Consider the following 17,866-nt stretch of genomic DNA (forward strand, 5'->3'; position numbering starts at 1 on the left):
CCAATGGGTGCTAGGCTGTGCACCTGTCGGTCTGGTTTTTGGAGGTGCACTGTGAAAAGCATGCGCGTATTCGCGTTGATGATGGCCGCTTCGCTGCAGGTGCTGGCCCAAACCCCTACCCGCTCGCTGAAGATTGCCACCGGCGAGCTGCCTCCCTACATGACCGCTGCCCGGGCGGACCAGGGCATATCCTTAAGCGTCGTGCGCCGGGCGTTCGAACTGGCCGGTTACCAGGTGGAGTACACCTTTTTGCCCTGGTCGCGCGCGCTGGCCGAAACCCGGCTTGGCAAGTGGGACGCCACGGCCGCCTGGGGCAACAACCCCGAGCGCAACCCCCCTTTCTTTGTCAGCGACAACGTGGTCACCGAGAAATGGGTGTTCGTGTACCGCAATGCCGTGAAGTTCGGCTGGAATAATCTGGCTGACCTCAAGCCCTACCGCGTGGGCCTGGTCCAGGACTACACCTACACCCCCGAGATCTGGAGCATGGCCAGCGCCGGTGATTTCAAGAGCGACAAGCTGCCCAACGATGTGGCTGCCATCAAGATGCTGCTGCTGGACCGGCTGGACGTGGCTCCGATGGAGCGCAATGTGGCCTGCGACGTGCTGCAGAAAAACTTCACCGATGCAGACGCCGCCAAGCTGTCGGTAGACCCCAAGCAAATGATCGACACCTTCACGTCGCACGTGTTGCTGCCGCGCGCATTGACCGATAGTGCAAACCGTGCGGCCGACTTCAATGCCGGGCTGAAGAAGCTCAAGGCATCGCCCGAGTACGCCAAGCTGCTGTCGCAGGTGAAATGCCCATCGGGCTGGAGCAGCGGCACCGCTGGCAAGTAGGCCCGGGGCTGCATACACGCGCGCTGATCAGGGCTCGTCGTCGAAGTCGTTTTCCTTAGCCACGCATGGCATCGCCAGCACAAAACGCGTGCTCTTGCCCGGCGTACTGTAGACGTGCACCGTGCCACCCAGCACATCCTTCATCAGGTTGTAGACGATGTTGAGCCCCAGGCCGCTGCCACCTTGGCCCAGGCGTGTCGTGAAGAACGGGTCAAAGATGCGCCGCAGATTGGCCTCGGGTATGCCAACACCGTCGTCTTCCACCACCAGCTCCACCGCATCGGGCGACAGACTGCGTGCGCTGATATGGATGGCGCCAGGTCTGCCGTCGGTAAAGCCGTGCAACACGGCGTTGTTGATCAGGTTGGTCAGTATCTGCCCCAGCTGGCCAGGGTAGCTGGTCATCGTGATGCCGGCGGGCACCTCCACGGTGATGCGGTGGTGCTGGTTGCGCTTGAAGGAGGGGCTGAGGATCAGCAGGGTTTCGGCCACCATCGCGTCCAACGCAAATTCGCGCCGCTGCGCCCGCGTGCGGTCTACGGCCACCTGCTTGAAGCTGCGTATCAGGTCCACGGCCACGTCCAGGTTGCGTGTTAGCAGTTCGCTGGCGTGCTGGGTGCTTTCAACATAGGAGTTCAGGGCCGAGCGGGTGATGCCCTTGGCGCTGGCCCGAGAGAACTGCATGCTGATGTCGTACAGCGTACTGGCTACCGTGACGCAGTTTCCGATAGGGGTGTTGAGTTCGTGCGCGACGCCGGCTACCAGCGCCCCCAGGGCGGCCAGGCGCTCCGAACGCTGGATCTCGTCATGCGCATTTTTCAGCGCGGCCATGGCGCCCACAAGTTCCTGGTTGGCGGCGTTCAGCGACTGGGTGCGATCGCTGACGCGCTGCTCCAGCGTAGCGTTCAAGTCGCGCACGTGGGATATCTGCTCGCTCAGGTTTTCGCGCATGGTGTCCAGGCCTTCGGCCAGTGCCCCGATTTCGTCATGGCGCATCACGGCTACCGGCTGGGTCAACTCGCCGCTGGACAAGCGTCTGGCGTCGCCCAGCAATTGGCGCAGCGGGCGCATCAGGCGGTGCTCGAACAGCAGAAAGAGCAGGCCAAACGAGATCAGCACCTGCAGTACCAAGGCCACGGTCGCGGTGACCAGCTTGCCCAGGAAATGCTGCTTTACGTACGTCGTGGTCATTTCAATGCTGACCCGGCCAATCGTTGCACCATCGCGCAGCACGGGGCGCACCTCTTGCACCAGTTCACCGCCGCTGGGGACGGGCTTCTCCGCCAGGATGAAGGGGCCCAGCGACGCATCTTCTACCCGCACACGGATCACGTCGGGGTTGGACATCAGCGAGTTGACGAAGGACTCTGCGGTCGGCTGGTCCACATGCCAGATTGGAGTGGACATGCTCTGCGCCAACATGGTGCCGTATTGCTTGAGCAGTGTGGTGATGCGGGCATCGATCTCGCGCTGGTAGCTGTCCAGCGCCAGCACCGGGCCTACGGCCAGCACTGGCAGCAGAATCCCGAGTGCCATGCCCAGCACAATGGCGCCCTTGAGCGACAGAGACGCTAGCCAGCGCATGCGCCGGGGCCTTTCAAAGTCACTGTGCAATGTTGGGTGTGGTTCACTGCAATCTCCGCACGTGAGGAAGAACTATGTAGCACGTAGCTTCTGCCGTTTATGGCGCCGTCGTGCGCCATCGCCAGTGCAGCAGGCCCAAGGCTGCGGCTACATGTACAGCGGCAAACGCCACCGACAGATTGCTATCGGAAAGCAAGGGCAGTGCCACGCCCAGCAGCAAGGCGCTGCCGACCGCGTTGAGCAGCCATGGCAAAAGCATGTACAAAACCAGCATCAGCACCACAAACGACAACACTGGCCGCCGGTCGGTGGTCGAGAACGCGAAAAACAACGCCAGCGCGCAGTCTCGGCCCAAGAGCAGCGCAAAGGCCAGGGGCTGCACCAGCACCGCGGTGGACAGCGTCCACGGCACTGCCGCGTAGGGTTTGAGGGCGGTGGTGGTCAACACGGCAAATGGCAACACCAGCAGCAGCGTCGTGGGCCAGCGCGGCAGTTGCAACAGCGCGGCTCGCCATTGGCCGCTTCGTGCGCGGTCGACCACCCGTTGCCACATCGGGCGTTGCTGGGGCTCGGTCAGCAGCGCGAAGTAAGTCAGCACTGCGCAGGTGCTCAAGCCCACCACGCCCAGCACCGATGTACGCTGCGCCCAGGCAAAACCGCTGATGTAGGCGGTGGCCGCCAGCGCCAGTGCCGGCCAAGCCCAGGGCATTTGCCGCACGGCCAGCACTTCGGCCATCGACCGCCAAGCCGCCACCAGCGCGCAGGCGCTAAAGAGGGCCAGCGACGCCAGCGCAAAGTCCAACCGCTCGAACCCGGTATCCCACCACACGACCTGCCCGCTCCTTAACATGGCCAGCACGGTCCCGCTGCTCCATAGCAAGACCAGCAGCAGCGCTGCCACGCCACCGCGGCGTGATACCCGGGTGCCAGACCTGAGCAACTGCAGGTTGATGGCCACCAGAAGGGCCTGCAGGAACACGCCCACCAGCACGGCCAGCAGGCTGGCCTTCAAGACGTAAGCCGCCGGCTCCAGCACCAGCGCGCTGGGCAGCGCAACCAGCAGGCACAGCGCGCCGCCATACCAGCCATAGGCGCTGGCGCCGGCCAACTTGCCCCAGGTCATGGCCCAGGGCTGCATGGCGCTCATGCGCTGCTGGTCCCAGGTGCGGTCGGCTATCTCGTCCATGATGCTGCCACCCGCAGCAAAGGTGCCCATGCCCATCACCAGCACGCCGAACAGCAGCGCCGAGGCTGCGGTCAGCGCAACCGCCGGTGTCGCCGGCACACTCAGGTAGATGGCGGTAAAGATGCCGGCCAGCAGCAACGGAAGCAGTGCCAGACGCGTGGTGGAGAACTGCAGCCAGAGCTGGCGGCGGAATTCGGGGTTCATGCTGCCCTCCTAGGCGCGGAGGCTGTGGCGCGCTCGGTCGCCAGCGACTTCAGGTAAGACTGCTGCAGGTTTTCGGTAACAGGCGCAATGCTGACCACGGCGTGCCCCGCTGACACGCAGGCAGACACCAGCGCCGCCTGGGCGGTGCGGTCCCCGGCAAAGTCAATTTCCACCGCGTAGCTTTCAGTCTGGCGCAGGCGCACATGAGCCTGGGTTTGCAGCCAGGCAGCGATGGCCTCGGCTGGTTGCACAAACTCCAGCCGCAGCACGCGTTCCATCGGCCCACCGTCGCCGCCATTCGCTGCTGTGGTGCCCAAGGCACGGTGCTCCAGCACACGACCCTGGTTCAGTGCCAGCATGTGGGTGGAGTAGGCGTCCAGCTCGGCCAGGATGTGGCTGGATACCAGCAGGCTCATGCCCTGGGCCTGAAGTGCCTTGAACACTTCGGCCAGCGCGCCGCGGGCTTCGGGGTCCAGCCCGCTGGCGGGTTCGTCCAGTAGCAGTACTTTGGGCGAGTGGATGATGGCCTGGCCAATGGCAAGCCGTTGCCGCTGCCCGCGCGACAGCGTGTGGGCCCGGTTGCCCAGCTTGTCGGACAGGCCCAGGCGGTGGGCCGTTGCGCGCACGGCGTCCAACACAGCCGCGGCTGGCAGGCCCTGCGATCGCGCCGCGTATTCCAGGCCCTGTGCCACGGTCAAATCGCTGTACAGACCAAAGTTGTCGGACAGGTAGCCCATCAGGCGGTGCACCTCGCGCGGTGACTCGTACACGTCAAGTCCCATCACGCGCACCGTGCCGGACAGCGGCGTATCCAGCGCGGCAATGCAGCGCAGCAGCGTGGTCTTGCCCGCACCGTTGGGGCCGACCAGCGCCGTGACGCTGCCGGGCGCAATGGACAGGCTGACGCGGTCCAGCGCGCGAAAACCGGGGTAGTCGAAGGTAAGGTCGTGGACCTCGATGACGGGTGGGATCAATCTGTCTCCTGCTGCAGTGGCTGACATGGATTATCAGCAAACCGCACAGAAGATACCGCCAGAACCCGATTTGGGCAAATTTCTTATGCCGAATCGGGCTGCAGCCCTCGTCCAGCGCGCGTAAGCCGCTCCTGAATTTATAGCGCTTGGGGCGACGGTGCGTCGGTCACCTGCCGCACCGGTGATGCCACCAGGGCCAACAGCGCGATGCACACCAGCAATCCACCGCTACCCACGAACAGCTGGGTCAGCGTGATGGAGCGCAGCATCCAGCCGGTAACCGCACCCGACAGCGGAGCGAGCCCCAGGAAAATGAACATGAACATGCTCATCACCCGGCCCATCAGCGCCGGTGGTGTGCGCCGCTGCAGCCACGTGAAGATGGACACCTGCATGAAGCCGCCCAGCACGCCGATAGCGCCCAGCAATGCTGCGCCCTGCCAGGTTGCGTTGATCAGGCCCATGGGCATGAAGAGAGCGCCCACCACCACATCAATCACCAGCATGGTCATGCCCAACGTACCCAGGCGCATGCCCGGCCGCGCGCCGGAGATGGCCATGCCCATCAAGGTACCTGCACCGTGCGCACCCAGCAAAATGCCGAGCGCCGCGGCACCCAGATTCAGCGTGGTCGCCAGCACCGGCACTGCAATCTGTACCGGTCCGGTGATCAGCACCGCCACCACGCCCCAGTAGATGAAGCACAGGCGCATGTCGCGGTCGTTCCACAGGTGGCGCAGGCCCGCACCCACCGCCGAAAACACCGCCTGGTTGGCGGAGGCCGGAGTGGCAGGGTGGGCTGCCACCTGGCTGTGCAGGCGCACCTGGGACAAGGTCCAGGCAGACGCCAAAAAGCTCAGCGCGTCGAAACCAAAGGCAAGGCCCAGACCGGTGGCATCGGTCACCGCGCCGGCTGTCGCGCTGCCGCTGGGGCCATCACCAAACAGCACGATCAGCAGACCCGCCAGCAGCGGACCCAGAAACATCGACAACTGGCGCAAGCCCATCATCACGCCATTGGCGGCGGGCAACTGGGCGCGCTGCATCACGTGTGGCAGCATGGACGTGGCCGACGGAATGCTGAAGGCCGTGGCCAGGCCGATCGCAAAGGCCAGTGCGTACACGGCCCACAGCGACAGGCCGCCGGCCAGCACCAGCACGGCCAGGGCAGCCAGCAGCACGGTGTTGATGTACTTGGTGACCATCAGCACCTTCTTCGGCGAGTAGCGGTCTACGACGGCACCCCCGATCAGGATAAAGGCGGCACGCGGCAGGCTCATCAGGGCCAGCACGGTACCCAGCACCAGTGTGTCGCCGGTCATGCGCAGCACCAGCCAGGGCAGGGCCACCAGCGTGAACTGGTCGCCCAGCATGGAGATGATGGAGCCGGCCATCAGCCAGACGAAATTCTTGTCGCGCATCAGTGCGGCGCGGTCGTTATTGGGTGGGTGTTGTTGTGGGTGCATGGTCAGGCCTTGCTTATTGCGTTTGCGTATCCAAAACCGCAATGGTCAGCCCTGACGTTGCGTAAGGGTCAAGCGCTTTTTCAACTTTTCTCGAAGAGCGGGTTTGCCAGTGGGTGGCCCTGCACATCCATCGACCGTTTGATGACCTCCAGCGCCAGGCTGTCAAACACTGTAGTGCCCTGCAGCAGCGGCTCCGCTGTGTAGGCCGCGATCAGCTTGCGCAGCAGTGCAGGCTTGTTCCCACAGACCCGCAGCATGAATTGCTCCCAGCGTGCGACCAGCGCACGTGCGGCCGGCCCCGTGAGGTCGGCCTGGGCTGTGTGCAGCGCATGGGCGTCTCGTGCCAGCTGGTCAACGTCGGCCTGGGGCCCCGTGCGCAGCGTATGCAGCTCGGCCAGTGTCATATGGCGCAGCATGGCTTCTATGCGCAGCGCAATGGCGGCGTTGATGAAAGTAAGCACTTCGGGGCCGGGGCCGTTCTTGAACTGCGCCTTGGGCTCGGTGTTGTACATCTGGCCCCAGCGCTCGATGAGTTTGAAGTCGTCGTCCATCATTTCCAGCGTCAGGTTCATCCAGCGCAGGGCTAGCGACTGCACGGTCTTGCTATCGGCGGCCAGCTGTTGCTGGATGGCGGTGTGCACTTCGGCGATCAGGCGTTCCCAGATCGCACCTTGGGCCTTTCGGTTGTCCAGGATGCGCTTGATCTCGGCGGCGCTGAAGTATTTGGAATAGGTTGTCATCAGGGACAGAGTGTTCAGCCAGTCCGCCATGTCGGGCGCGCTGCCGGTGGCCAGGCGCTCTTGCAGCAGTTGCAGCCGTGCCTGCAGCTCGGTGGCTTGCGTGATCTCATGGTCCAGCGCGCGGATCTGCCGGGCGATGGTGTCGCCCAGGCCCTCGCCACCGCGCGCCAGCATGTCGCCCACATCGGCCAGCGACAGCCCCATGTGGCGCAGCGCCTGTATCGCGTGCAGCCGCGCCACATCGTCCTGGTTGTAGAGGCGGTACCCGGCGTCGGAGCGTGCCGACGGCTTGAGCAGCTCTATAGTGTCGTAGTGGTGCAGGGTGCGCACCGTCAGGCCCGTGCGGGTGGCCAGTTCGCCAACTTTCAGTAGAAGCACTACACGTTTCCTTATAAACAGACCCGCAGTATCAACCCTTACGTAGCGTGAGGGTCAAGTGTGGATGCCGCTCGGCGATGTCCCGGCGGGATAATCGGCCCGCATGCACACCCTTGAACAACTGCGCAGTGGCGAGCTGATTGGCACCCGCCGCCTGGACCTGTCCTGCGACCTCGAGACACTGCCGCCCGAGGTGTTTGACCTGGCCGATACGCTGGAGGTGCTGAACCTTTCCAACAACCGGCTGCGCACACTGCCGCATGAGCTGCCGCGGCTGCGCAAGCTCAAGGCCATCTTCTGCTCCAACAACCCCTTCACCCGGCTGCCTGAGGTGCTGGGCGACTGCGCAGTGCTGCAGCAGGTGGGCTTCAAGGCCTGTGAGATCACCGAGGTGCCCGGCGCCGCCATGCCACCCCTGCTGCGCTGGCTGACGTTGACCGACAACGCTATTTCCCAATTGCCGGCGGAAATTGGTGAGCGCCCCGCCATTCAGAAGCTGATGTTGGCCGGTAACCGGTTGCACGATCTGCCCGCAGGTCTTGCCAATGCCCATAAGCTGGAGCTGTTGCGCATCTCTGCCAACCAGTTTGCGCAGTTGCCGCCCTGGTTGACCGATCTGCCACGCCTGGCCTGGCCCGCATTGGCCGGCAACCCGCTGGGCTGGCACCGCGCGGCGCCCGCGCCCATGGCCAGCGTGCCGTGGGCACACCTGCGCTTGGATGGTGTATTGGGCGAGGGCGCGTCCGGCCACATCTACCGCGTGCACCAAGAGGGCAGCACCGAGGGCTTGGCGCTCAAGCTGTTCAAGGGCGCCGTCACCAGCGATGGCCTGCCCGAGCACGAACTGGCCGCCTGCCTGGCCGCGGGCCAGCACCCCGCCCTATGCACACCCAGTGCGCAGCTGACCGACCATCCGCAGCGCACACCTGGCCTGTTGTTGCCGCTGATACCCCCGCACTTCGTCAACCTGGCCGGGCCACCCAGCCTGGACTCGTGCACGCGCGATGTGTATGCGAGCGGCTTGCGCATATCCGTACCCGCCGTGCTGCGGCTGGCGCAGGACATGGCCGGCGCACTGGCGCATCTGCACCAGCGCGGCGTTCTGCATGGCGACTTCTATGCACACAACATCCTGTGGGACACGGCCAGCGGCCAGGCTTTGTTGAGCGACTTTGGCGCCGGCACCTTGTTGCCCGTGGACCAGCCTGTGCTGAGCCGCGCGCTGCTGGCGTTGGAGGTGCGGGCGTTTGGTTATCTACTGGAGGAGCTGGTGGCGCATGCAGAGCCGCCTAGTGCGGCCCAGGCGAGCACGCTGGCGGCGGTGGATGCGCTGGCGCGGGCGTGCCTGCACGACAGGCCTGCGGACCGCCCGGAGATGGCGGATGTGGTGGACACACTTGCGCGCGCGTAGCACACGCTGGGGCGGGGACTCAGCGAGTGCTACTGTTTTGGTAGCGGGTTACGCACGTTACACGAGGGCTACAGCCTAGTTTGTCAAATATTCCTCTTCTTAGGACTTACCAACATGTTTGAAACCATCAAGCAGCGTGTTCGGGACATGAGCACCATCAAGGCCCTGTGTCTGGCTGCCGAGCAGCACGCCAACGCGGACGGCCAAAAAGAGCCGGGCGCGGAGCATTTTGTACTGGCGGCACTGGAGGCGCCCGACGGCACGGCACGCAAGGCATTCGAACACATCCATGTGGACCCCAACGGCTTTCGCACAGCCATCGCCCAGCAGCATGCGGATGCGTTGAAGGCTGTCGGGCTGGATATGCCAGCCGGCATTGGCGACGCTGCGATTGCAGTGCCGCCTGGAACAGGCCCCTACCAGGCGCAGGCCTCAGCCCAGACCATGATGCAGCTGCTGGCCAGCCAGCAGAAGGCCAACGCTGGAGCGCCCTTGTTGAGCGCACATGTGCTGGTAGCCGTTGCCGCCGTCCAGCACGGTGTGGCCATTCGCGCACTCAAGGCCATGGGCGCTGATCCCAAAGCGCTGGCAGAAGCCGCCGCGGTGGAAATCAGCGCTGCGACCGTCTACGAAATCTGAACAACCCACCATCGCCGCTAGGAACCCCGCATGTCTTTATCCTGGTCCTATGACCTCACAACGGTCGACTGGCACGAACTCGAAGCGCTGTACCACGCAGCCCCGCTCGGCCGCAAGCAAGCCGATGAACTCGCAATCGTCTTTGCCAACAGCCGCTTCCGCTGCTTTGTGCGCGACGAAGCCGGCAGGCTGGTAGCCGTGGGCCGCGCGCTGGCCGATGGCATGGACTGCTCTTACATCTGCGACGTGGCCGTGATGCCCAGCCACCAGAGCACGGGTTTAGGGAAAGCGGTAGTCGAAAAGCTGATGGAACTATCCGCAGGCCACAAGAAAATCATTTTGTACTCGGTGCCCGGCAAGGAAGGTTTCTACCGCAAATTGGGCTTTTTGCGCATGCTCACCGCCATGGCAATATTCCAGGACCAAAGCGCTGCCATCGCACGCGGGCACGTCAGCGAATCATGACAACGTTGATGGTCAACCACATAGACTCTGCCGCTGTTTACCCCTCCCAAGAAGATCACCTGCGCGCAGTAGAGCAGACGCGTTTGAAGGCCTTGGTAGCCGGTGATATGGTGCTTGCTCTGCAGCTTCATGCACCCGACTTCCAACTTGTTACCCCGGGCGGAACATCTTTTACGCGAGAACAATACCTGGGCAAGATCGCAAACGGCGCTCTACGCTATCTGCGGTGGGTGCCAGGCCCTATTGCCGTCCGTATGCAAGCCACCAGCGCTGTGCTGCGGTACCAGGCCACGCTGGAGATGGATTCGGGCGATGGATCGGGCACGCCCTTTCAATGTTGGCACATCGATACCTATGAGCTGGTCGATGCGCATTGGCAGGTGGTGTGGTCGCAGGCCACTTCGATCAAGTAGTTGGTAGCCCTGCATGACTGCGTATTCCGGCGTGACTGACCACATATTCCGGCAATTGTTGACCACCTGTCTTCAATTCTGCCGCGGGTGTTCTACTTGGCGGTTGGAAGGTCCAGAGATGGGTGGGCATCCTACAAACCTAAACTGGTCCAGTCAAGGTCTAACGCACCTTCGGTTGACCGCGCTGGTTAGTTCAAGCAGGCTGGTCAGCACTTTTCGGATCGATGGTCGGTGGTTTCTAGCGTACGCACATGACAACAGATAACGTCACTTTCCACCTTGCCAACCCGGTTACTTACCGAGAAGCACTGCTGGCCACCAACCTCGAATACATGGCCTGGGTAGCTGCTGGCATAGAGCAGTCGTTCGGGATGACACCGCAGGCATTGCTGGGCATGGAGTTACCCGACTACGTGGCCAGCGTCATCGATAAAGTGTGCGGCGAGCCACCACCGCGCGGGGCGTTTTATCTGGTCCATGTGGGTAAAGACGTGGCCGGCATGGGTGGCTTGCGGCCGCTGGGCGATGGCGCTTGCGAGATCAAACGCATCTACGTACGCCCGGCCTTTCGCGGCCTGAAGTTAGGCCAGTCCATACTGCAACGCTTGCTGGGTGACGCGCGGGCATTTGGCTACCAACGCGTGCGCCTGGACTCGGCTCCATTCATGCACTCTGCCCAGCGCCTGTATGTTGCCGCTGGATTTGTTGACCGCGGACCGTATGAGGGGTTGGAAGTGCCTGATGTGTTGCACCCAGTGTGGCGGTTTATGGAGCGTGCGGTAGAGTTGCCTGCGGATCTATCTTGATCCACTGACACCCTTCGTTTACGCCTACACCCAACAACGATGATCACCGAAATTTATCCTTGGCTGTACCTGCTTCGAACCCAATCACCGGCCTGGATCAGTGCTTGGAATCCTAGTCTCTGGGTACCAGGCCCCCGTCGTCTCCCGCGATGCGCCGCTGGCTATTAACCTCGAATACATTGCCTAGGCGGCCTCCGGCGGAGAGTGGTAATTGGCTGACACATTTGGCCCCGCGAAAGCTTTGCTGATTCTGCGGATAAACTGGTAAGAAGGTAAGCAAAAACCTAGGGGCTTTCAACTCGATGAGGTGCTGGGACTGCGGCACAGAAAGAGGGCTTATTGTGAACAACACGCGCATTTCCACACGGCTATTTGTTTTGCTGGGCGTTTTGTGTGCCCTCCTGGTTGCAGTGGGCAGTTTTGGTCTTTATGGCACAAACAGTGCCAATGCAGCGTTCAAGGGTGTTTACGATGATAGGGTCGTTCCCCTAGGGCAACTGGCTGAAATAAGCCGACTGTACCAGCGCAACCGAATTTTAGTTATGGATATGGCCATGTTCCCTGAGCCCTCGGTAATCGAAAAGCGCAGCCGGGAAATCGCGGAAAATTTAACAAAAGCTACCAAGCTGTGGGACGCGTATATGGCTACCACATTGACTTCTGAAGAAAAGGTGCTTGCCGACGAATTTGCGCGTACCCGCGCCGTTTATGACAAAGAAGCCATCTTGCCTATGAACGAAGCGCTCAAAGCCCATAAGGTAGACGAGGCGCTGAAAATCTACAAGGAAAAAGTTAGCCCGTTGTCGCCCAAATCATCGGACATCTTGAGCAAGCTTGTCACCCTGCAGTTGGATGTGGCCAGCCAAGATTATGAAGCGTCAGTAGCCAGGGCCAGCGTACTGCGCAAGCTGTCTATCTTTGCACTGGTTGGCGGTCTTATTTTCGCTGCAGGTTTTGGTTCGCTGGTCGTGCGCAGCATCGGACGTCAGCTTGGAGCAGAGCCAGGACAGGTGTTGGCGATTGCTAGTGCTATCACCGCAGGTGATTTGACCACTCGCATAGACGTCGCCCAGGGTGGAGAGCAGAGTGTAATCTCGGGCATGCTAGCGATGCAGCAGTCGCTTAGCATAGTTGTGGCATCTGTACGCCAAGGTTCGGAAGGCGTGGCCACCGCCAGTGCTGAAATCGCCCCGGGTAACCACGACTTATCCGCCCGTACCGAGCAACAAGCTAGTGCCCTTGAACAAACCGCAGCGTCTATGGAAGAACTCGGCTCCACGGTTAAGCAAAACGCAGACAGTGCACGACATGCCAATCAGCTTGCCGTGAACGCCAGTACAGTGGCAATGCAAGGTGGTGAAGTGGTAACCCAGGTGGTGGAAACCATGAAGGGTATCAACGAAACGTCGCGCAAGATATCGGACATCATCAGCGTCATTGACGGTATTGCTTTTCAAACCAATATTCTTGCCCTCAATGCGGCGGTCGAAGCAGCCCGTGCCGGGGAACAGGGTCGAGGTTTTGCCGTGGTTGCCAGCGAGGTACGCAGCTTGGCGGGACGCAGTGCGCAAGCGGCCAAAGAAATCAAGAGCCTCATCAGCGCGAACGTAGAACGGGTGGAACAGGGTACTGCACTAGTGGACAAGGCGGGAGTTACCATGACAGAAGTGGTCTCTAGCATTCGTCGGGTGACAGACTTAATGGGCGAAATCAGTGCTGCCAGCAATGAGCAGGCTATGGGGGTGGAGCAGGTTGGCGAGGCAGTTACCCAGATGGACCAAGCTACTCAGCAAAACGCTGCATTGGTCGAGGAAATGGCGGCTGCGGCCAGTGGTCTCAAACTTCAAGCGCAAGAGCTGGTTAACACAGTTGCGGTGTTCAAGGTGGAGAGCGGATCACCGGGCGTCCTGATTGCACAACGGACATCCGCGGTGTGCGCGACATATGCGGACACGGTGTACGAAAGCCCTAAGCGTCTCACTCGGGGCGTTCTTCCGGGGCGTGCCACCTAGTCCATCTCAAGATTGGCAGTGAAGATCATTGTTCAAAACATGTGGTAGCGACGACACGTAAGACCTAAGACAAGCCATGTTCAAAATCTATTGGACCGACAACAACAACGATGTGCACGGCCAAGAGGCATCAGAGATCGTGAAAGCCCTGCAAATCACCAAAGAAAAACGCGACGCCGGCTACACCTTTGTGACCATGGCCAACGAGAACCCGCAGCATGTGGGCAAGCAGGGGGTGGACACGGTTGCGGATGGCAAGACGCCGGATGGAGAGGACTACGACTGGTCCAAGGCGGGGCGGGCGGGCAGGCCGCGCAGGAACGACCGCATCATCACCAAGAAAGATCATTGACCTATGGCCTCGCCGGTCTTTAAAGTGCTACAAACTTAATAGCTGCTTACGCTTGCTGGACGAGGGCTAGAGCCCGCTTTCATCTCCGTTGAAGTCGTCACCTAGCGCAAATTCACCGCGTTCGTATGCGGCAATGACGGACTTGGCTTCATCCACACAATCGGCCGGCACACGGACGCTGGCGCCGCCGATGGCGATGGACAACAGGGCGTGGGTCTGGGCGAGTTGGGTGTCGGCGGTCTCGGCGGGTACGCCGCCCGCGCGCAGACAATTGCACAGCATGTGGGCCTCCGTCGCGGACAGGTTTTTAGCGACGGTGGTGAGGTCGCCTTGGTATCCGGCAGTGTCGTCGTCATCCATTGCTGTCCCCCTAGGCCGCTGGGCGATGGCCTCAAACCCCTAAGCTATCGCCTGAACGGCAAACTTGGCTGGCATGCTGATCACCGTATCAAAGGCACGGTGGCTACTGCTGGTGTCGGAACTGCGAAACACCAAGCTTATGGTTCCGTCTTCGCGCTCGACAAAACTCTTCACTGCGTCCATGCCAACACCCCTGCCCGACACCTCTGTCACCACTGCTGCAGTAGAGAAGCCCGGGGCGAAAATGAGTTGGGCAATTTCTTCAGGGCTGGGTTGTTCATCGGCCCCTAAGAGACCTTTTTCAATCGCCCTTTGCTGTATCAAGGCAACCGCCAGTCCAGCACCATCGTCGCCAAGCTTGAGCAGCACACGCCCGTCAGCCAACGACACGTCCAGGTGGATGTGCCCCGCGGCGGGCTTGCCTTTGGCCAGGCGCTTTTCTGGCGCTTCGATACCGTGGTCGATGGAGTTTCTGTAGAGATGCATGAAGACGTTCTTCAACAAATCGGCAATCTGCGTACGAAGCACAATGTTGTGGTCGTCGATGCTGACTTTTGGCGGCTCTTTAGACAACTCCTTGGCAAGCGATGGAAGAGATTCCACAATGCCCTCCAGAGCTTCCTGCACACGCACGGTGCCTAGCATTTGCAGCATGTTGTGCACGCGCATGTGGGCTGCCCTCATGAGCTCCAAATCATTCCCGCGCACGGAGTCGTCCATCAAATCCAGCGCGTCTTGAATGTCTACCTTCTGCACCATGAGGTATTTCTCGACACCCGCACGACGCCCCGGCCCTGTTCGGCCCAATTTGACCTTGTTGATATGTGCGTATTCTTCAATGGCAGCCGATGCGCTGGCCAGTTCACCCAGCAGCTTTTCTTGGTTCCACTCGGCATCTGCGTTTTGGCGCAGTTCTTCGTAGGTCTGCTCAGCTTCGTGAACCAAGTTTGTCAGGTGTAGCAGGCCGTAGGTACGCGCATTACCTTTGACGGTGTGCATGTTGCGAAACAACTGGGTGGCCGTATCGGGGTCAAGGCCACCCTTGGGGGTGACGCCCACGGCATCGATAATTTTTTTGTTTTCAGCCAAGAATTCGACTGAGCCGTCAATAAATCCGGAGAATTTTTCTTGGCTGATGGCCAGAATTTGGCCAATGATGTCGAGCTCTCGCTTTTGCTGTCCCGCCTCTGCAGCCAATGCCTTCAACTCGGTCACGTCGCGCACACATAGCATGAGCTTATCAACGACACCGCTGGTGTCAGAGATCGGCGACCAGCTCAGCGCCACCGACTTCACGCGCCCATCAGGCATCGTCAGGTCAAAATCGGTAACGAGCAAGTGCGAATTGAATTCGTACTGCATCTCATCCTCGCCGATCACAGAGCTGATGGTGGTGTCGATTTGCGACAGTATGTCGGCGCCAAGGTTAGAGCCGCTGAACACCAGCTCCATCACCGGCCGATCAGCGATAGCGTCTGTTTCAAAAATAGTGGCCATGTAAGCGGAATACTCGGGGTGGATGTTGCCACCCTTGACCACCGTAAGCACACCCTGGGGCATGTTTTGCAGCATGGCATTGATATCGTTCGTTTTCTGCCGCAGCTGCTCTGTGCGCTCTGCCAAGCGGTGTTGCATCTCGTGCAGGGAGTACAACAGGCTATGTGTGTCGTTTTCGGCCAGTTTGATGACCATGGTCAAATCCCCGTCGGCAATGCGGCCGGCAATGGACTTGGCATAGGCAGGCTCGCCGCCAAGCTGGCGCGTCAATCGCAAGATCACCCAGCTTCCTACAGCGACGGACATGGCTACCAGTAGCACAACGATACCAATCACCCACACCACAGAGGTTTTGTAAATCTCACCCGTCTTTTGCAGGGTGGCCAAGGCGGACTGGCTGCGTTGGGCCACCAGGCTGTCGACAATTTTTTCGACCTTGCGGGTTTCGTTCAGCAAACCGGCATCTTCCAAAGAGACGCCGACATCCATTTCCAGGTAGGACAGCGGTTGCTCCTTGACGAACTTCACATATTCACGCAGGCGCTTGGACCACTTGGCAAGGATTTCGACCAATTGCTTGGTCGTTTCGGCCGCCTCTGGGCCGCTGGACAGGCCCTGGATGACCGCGATCTTCTTATCCACTTCGGCCAAGCTTGTCTCAATGTTATTGCCCAAGGTTTCGCGTTCTTGTGCCGTGCTGGCGGTCAACAATTGCGTTTCTGCACGGCTGGCACGTAACACATTGCTGCGCACCTGCTCGGCGGCTTGCCCCGCGGTGTATTCCTGGTCGTAAATGACGCGGGTGGAGGCATTCAGTCGCCCCATCTGGAATAGGGAGAACACGCCAATAACCAGGGCGCCCGTGACCACGCAGGCAAAAGCCAGCCCCAGGCTGGCGCGCACCGACAGTCCATCGATCGCCTCCCGAATCGTCTGGACCATGCCACCCGGCGCTTTTGGGGCCGGGTTGTCTGGAGATGGCCGACCTTTTGATAGCGAATCAGATACCACGGCCCTCGAGCTTTCTTTTGGATCAGATTCCATTTTGCGATTCCTAAATTGGACGATGCGAAAACAACATTTTCACTGGATGCAAAGACACCTTGGCAGAAGCCAAGCAAGTATCGTTCCACCAACCATGGGTATGGAGGCAGGGCGAATTACATGCCGACGAGCTTTTTGAACGACGGCAACACGGCGTCGCCCTTGAAGGGTTTCACGATCCAGCCTTTGATGCCCGCTGCCTTGCCACGCTCTTTCATGACCGGCGAATTCTCGGTCGTGAGCATCACAATGTTCACCGTGCTGTTGTTCAGTTCGCTGCGAACTTTTTCTGCCATAGTCAGACCATCCATATTCGGCATGTTCACGTCGCAGACGATCAGCTTGATCGCAGGGTCCGCCTTGAGCTTTACCAAGCCGTCTCGCCCATCAACAGCCAGGGCAACCGTCAACCCATTTTTCTGCAAGAAGTCGCCCACTTCGTTGCGGACGGTGCTCGAATCATCAACTACCAAAATTTGCGCCATGTCCAACCTCTCAATGTGTTAAAAAAATTCCAATTCACCCGAAGAAACCAACTCGTCTACCGAAGTGAGATTTTCAGAAAACTCCTCAGGAGACCAATTCAAATTGAAAACGAATTTCTGTTGCAGCACCAGCGGCTGAAACGCCGGATCATTGGCATCTGTGACGGTGTACTTGAAGCACAGTTGTGGGTTGTCCGAGCCGAACGAAATGTACCGGTGTAAATTGTTGATGATGATCGGCACCTGAGACAGGTAGACACCGTCACGGACACTCGACAGGTAGCGGTTTTTGATCGCACCCCAGATCAGGTTGGTGATTTCACCCAGTAGCCCATTGAGGTTTCGAAAGTCGTAGGCTTCTTCAGGGTTGACAAAAGTCCGACCGGACTTCACACAACGCATCAAGGCTTCTTCTTCCGTTTGCAACATCATGTAGCCTCGGCACCAGCTACTTTCCAAGGGGATAAGCGTGAAGATTTCGCCGAAGATCAAACGATCCCGCACCAGGTAGGGCGCTTCGACTTCAACTTGCATGGACTTGAATTGGCTCTCCAGCGCAGGAATCGCAATTTCTGTGATCCCACGGACCAGCGCATTGGGGTAAGACCGGCTGAAGATGAACTCATCAATAACCGTTTGCAGTTTGGAAATATTGCCGATGGTGTACGCCGCACTGTAGAGCAGGCGATCACGGTCAGACAAATCGTTCAGACCGTCTTCCACTTCACGGCGCAAGAAGATCGGCAACTCTGGCCTGACCGCATGGATTTTCCGCGCCAGTACGTTGCCCCCCTGCGCGCTGCCGGCGTATGTTTCGGACAACAAAATAGCGCCTAAGTCGAGGTTGGAGCGCAGCACTGCCATGACGTTGTCGGGTAGCACTTTTAGCCCCACCAGACCATTGCTATCGCAGAAGACTTTGATACTTTCAAAGCAACCCGCATCGCCGTCAAGTACCAAAACTTTACTGACTATCTTTGTCTGCTCGGACATTTCTATTCCCTTCGAGA

General features: G+C 60.2%; 17 protein-coding genes. 8 read left to right on the top strand and 9 right to left on the bottom strand.

Features of this window, described 5'->3' with window-relative positions; genetic code table 11:
• The first annotated feature begins 60 nt into the window (after positions 1-60).
• Positions 61-840: a substrate-binding periplasmic protein gene (locus AC097P_RS08690; protein WP_479610428.1), complete on the top strand. Its 780-nt coding sequence runs from the start codon at positions 61-63 to the stop codon at positions 838-840.
• Positions 841-867: 27 nt separating this feature from the next.
• Here AC097P_RS08690 and AC097P_RS08695 read toward each other — a convergent pair whose 3' ends face one another.
• The 5 genes from AC097P_RS08695 to AC097P_RS08715 form a co-directional block, all read right to left on the bottom strand.
• Positions 868-2,424, bottom strand: a complete 1,557-nt coding sequence (locus tag AC097P_RS08695) for a sensor histidine kinase (RefSeq protein ID WP_479609996.1) — start codon at positions 2,422-2,424, stop codon at positions 868-870.
• Positions 2,425-2,521: 97 nt separating this feature from the next.
• Positions 2,522-3,814 (bottom strand): hypothetical protein, encoded by a 1,293-nt coding sequence (locus AC097P_RS08700; protein WP_479609997.1) that lies wholly within the window; start codon positions 3,812-3,814, stop codon positions 2,522-2,524.
• Positions 3,811-4,788, bottom strand: coding sequence for an ABC transporter ATP-binding protein (locus tag AC097P_RS08705; protein ID WP_479609998.1), 978 nt, complete (start codon positions 4,786-4,788; stop codon positions 3,811-3,813). The genes AC097P_RS08700 and AC097P_RS08705 overlap by 4 nt, the downstream gene beginning before the upstream one ends.
• 137 nt (positions 4,789-4,925) lie before the next feature.
• Positions 4,926-6,254 carry an MFS transporter gene (locus tag AC097P_RS08710; protein WP_479609999.1) on the bottom strand — a complete coding sequence of 443 codons (1,329 nt, stop codon included), beginning with the start codon at positions 6,252-6,254 and terminating at the stop codon, positions 4,926-4,928.
• 80 nt (positions 6,255-6,334) lie between these two features.
• Complete coding sequence (locus AC097P_RS08715; RefSeq protein WP_479610000.1) at positions 6,335-7,372, bottom strand: MerR family transcriptional regulator; 1,038 nt, start codon at positions 7,370-7,372, stop codon at positions 6,335-6,337.
• A gap of 103 nt (positions 7,373-7,475) precedes the next feature.
• Between AC097P_RS08715 and AC097P_RS08720 the strand changes: the two genes are divergently transcribed.
• From AC097P_RS08720 to AC097P_RS08750, 7 genes are all read left to right on the top strand, one after another.
• Positions 7,476-8,783, top strand: coding sequence for a leucine-rich repeat-containing protein kinase family protein (locus AC097P_RS08720; protein ID WP_479610001.1), 1,308 nt, complete (start codon positions 7,476-7,478; stop codon positions 8,781-8,783).
• Between the two features lie 114 nt (positions 8,784-8,897).
• Positions 8,898-9,422, top strand: coding sequence for a Clp protease N-terminal domain-containing protein (locus AC097P_RS08725; protein WP_479610002.1), 525 nt, complete (start codon positions 8,898-8,900; stop codon positions 9,420-9,422).
• 30 nt (positions 9,423-9,452) lie between these two features.
• Positions 9,453-9,887, top strand: coding sequence for a GNAT family N-acetyltransferase (locus AC097P_RS08730; protein ID WP_479610003.1), 435 nt, complete (start codon positions 9,453-9,455; stop codon positions 9,885-9,887).
• An 8-nt stretch (positions 9,888-9,895) separates the two neighbouring features.
• Complete coding sequence (locus AC097P_RS08735; protein WP_479610004.1) at positions 9,896-10,300, top strand: nuclear transport factor 2 family protein; 405 nt, start codon at positions 9,896-9,898, stop codon at positions 10,298-10,300.
• A gap of 251 nt (positions 10,301-10,551) precedes the next feature.
• Positions 10,552-11,106, top strand: a complete 555-nt coding sequence (locus AC097P_RS08740; protein WP_479610005.1) for a GNAT family N-acetyltransferase — start codon at positions 10,552-10,554, stop codon at positions 11,104-11,106.
• A 341-nt stretch (positions 11,107-11,447) separates the two neighbouring features.
• A complete protein-coding gene (locus AC097P_RS08745; RefSeq protein ID WP_479610006.1) occupies positions 11,448-13,118 on the top strand; it encodes a methyl-accepting chemotaxis protein in 1,671 nt (556 codons plus the stop codon).
• 76 nt (positions 13,119-13,194) lie between these two features.
• The gene (locus tag AC097P_RS08750) at positions 13,195-13,470 is read left to right on the top strand and encodes a hypothetical protein (protein WP_479610007.1); all 276 of its coding nucleotides are present in this window, start codon (positions 13,195-13,197) and stop codon (positions 13,468-13,470) included.
• Between the two features lie 66 nt (positions 13,471-13,536).
• Here AC097P_RS08750 and AC097P_RS08755 read toward each other — a convergent pair whose 3' ends face one another.
• From AC097P_RS08755 to AC097P_RS08770, 4 genes are all read right to left on the bottom strand, one after another.
• On the bottom strand, positions 13,537-13,830 hold the full coding sequence (locus tag AC097P_RS08755; RefSeq protein ID WP_479610008.1) for a hypothetical protein: 294 nt from the start codon (positions 13,828-13,830) through the stop codon (positions 13,537-13,539).
• 39 nt (positions 13,831-13,869) lie between these two features.
• Complete coding sequence (locus tag AC097P_RS08760; protein WP_479610009.1) at positions 13,870-16,269, bottom strand: MCP four helix bundle domain-containing protein; 2,400 nt, start codon at positions 16,267-16,269, stop codon at positions 13,870-13,872.
• Between the two features lie 218 nt (positions 16,270-16,487).
• Entirely contained in the window at positions 16,488-16,856 is a 369-nt protein-coding gene (locus tag AC097P_RS08765; protein WP_479610010.1) for a response regulator, read from the bottom strand.
• An 18-nt stretch (positions 16,857-16,874) separates the two neighbouring features.
• Positions 16,875-17,849 (bottom strand): chemotaxis protein CheX, encoded by a 975-nt coding sequence (locus AC097P_RS08770; RefSeq protein WP_479610011.1) that lies wholly within the window; start codon positions 17,847-17,849, stop codon positions 16,875-16,877.
• Positions 17,850-17,866: the final 17 nt, after the last annotated feature.

Source organism: Rhodoferax sp. ZS1R8 (genome assembly GCF_056521325.1).

Excerpts from the sequence above, each read along its gene's own strand:
- AC097P_RS08690 (WP_479610428.1), top strand. The coding sequence starts at position 61 with ATGCGCGTATTCGCGTTGATGATGGCCGCTTCGCTGCAGGTGCTGGCC.
- AC097P_RS08695 (WP_479609996.1), bottom strand. The coding sequence starts at position 2,424 with ATGCGCTGGCTAGCGTCTCTGTCGCTCAAGGGCGCCATTGTGCTGGGC.
- AC097P_RS08700 (WP_479609997.1), bottom strand. The coding sequence starts at position 3,814 with ATGAACCCCGAATTCCGCCGCCAGCTCTGGCTGCAGTTCTCCACCACG.
- AC097P_RS08710 (WP_479609999.1), bottom strand. The coding sequence starts at position 6,254 with ATGCACCCACAACAACACCCACCCAATAACGACCGCGCCGCACTGATG.
- AC097P_RS08720 (WP_479610001.1), top strand. The coding sequence starts at position 7,476 with ATGCACACCCTTGAACAACTGCGCAGTGGCGAGCTGATTGGCACCCGC.
- AC097P_RS08725 (WP_479610002.1), top strand. The coding sequence starts at position 8,898 with ATGTTTGAAACCATCAAGCAGCGTGTTCGGGACATGAGCACCATCAAG.
- AC097P_RS08730 (WP_479610003.1), top strand. The coding sequence starts at position 9,453 with ATGTCTTTATCCTGGTCCTATGACCTCACAACGGTCGACTGGCACGAA.
- AC097P_RS08735 (WP_479610004.1), top strand. The coding sequence starts at position 9,896 with ATGGTCAACCACATAGACTCTGCCGCTGTTTACCCCTCCCAAGAAGAT.
- AC097P_RS08740 (WP_479610005.1), top strand. The coding sequence starts at position 10,552 with ATGACAACAGATAACGTCACTTTCCACCTTGCCAACCCGGTTACTTAC.
- AC097P_RS08750 (WP_479610007.1), top strand. The coding sequence starts at position 13,195 with ATGTTCAAAATCTATTGGACCGACAACAACAACGATGTGCACGGCCAA.
- AC097P_RS08755 (WP_479610008.1), bottom strand. The coding sequence starts at position 13,830 with ATGGATGACGACGACACTGCCGGATACCAAGGCGACCTCACCACCGTC.
- AC097P_RS08760 (WP_479610009.1), bottom strand. The coding sequence starts at position 16,269 with ATGGTCCAGACGATTCGGGAGGCGATCGATGGACTGTCGGTGCGCGCC.
- AC097P_RS08765 (WP_479610010.1), bottom strand. The coding sequence starts at position 16,856 with ATGGCGCAAATTTTGGTAGTTGATGATTCGAGCACCGTCCGCAACGAA.
- AC097P_RS08770 (WP_479610011.1), bottom strand. The coding sequence starts at position 17,849 with ATGTCCGAGCAGACAAAGATAGTCAGTAAAGTTTTGGTACTTGACGGC.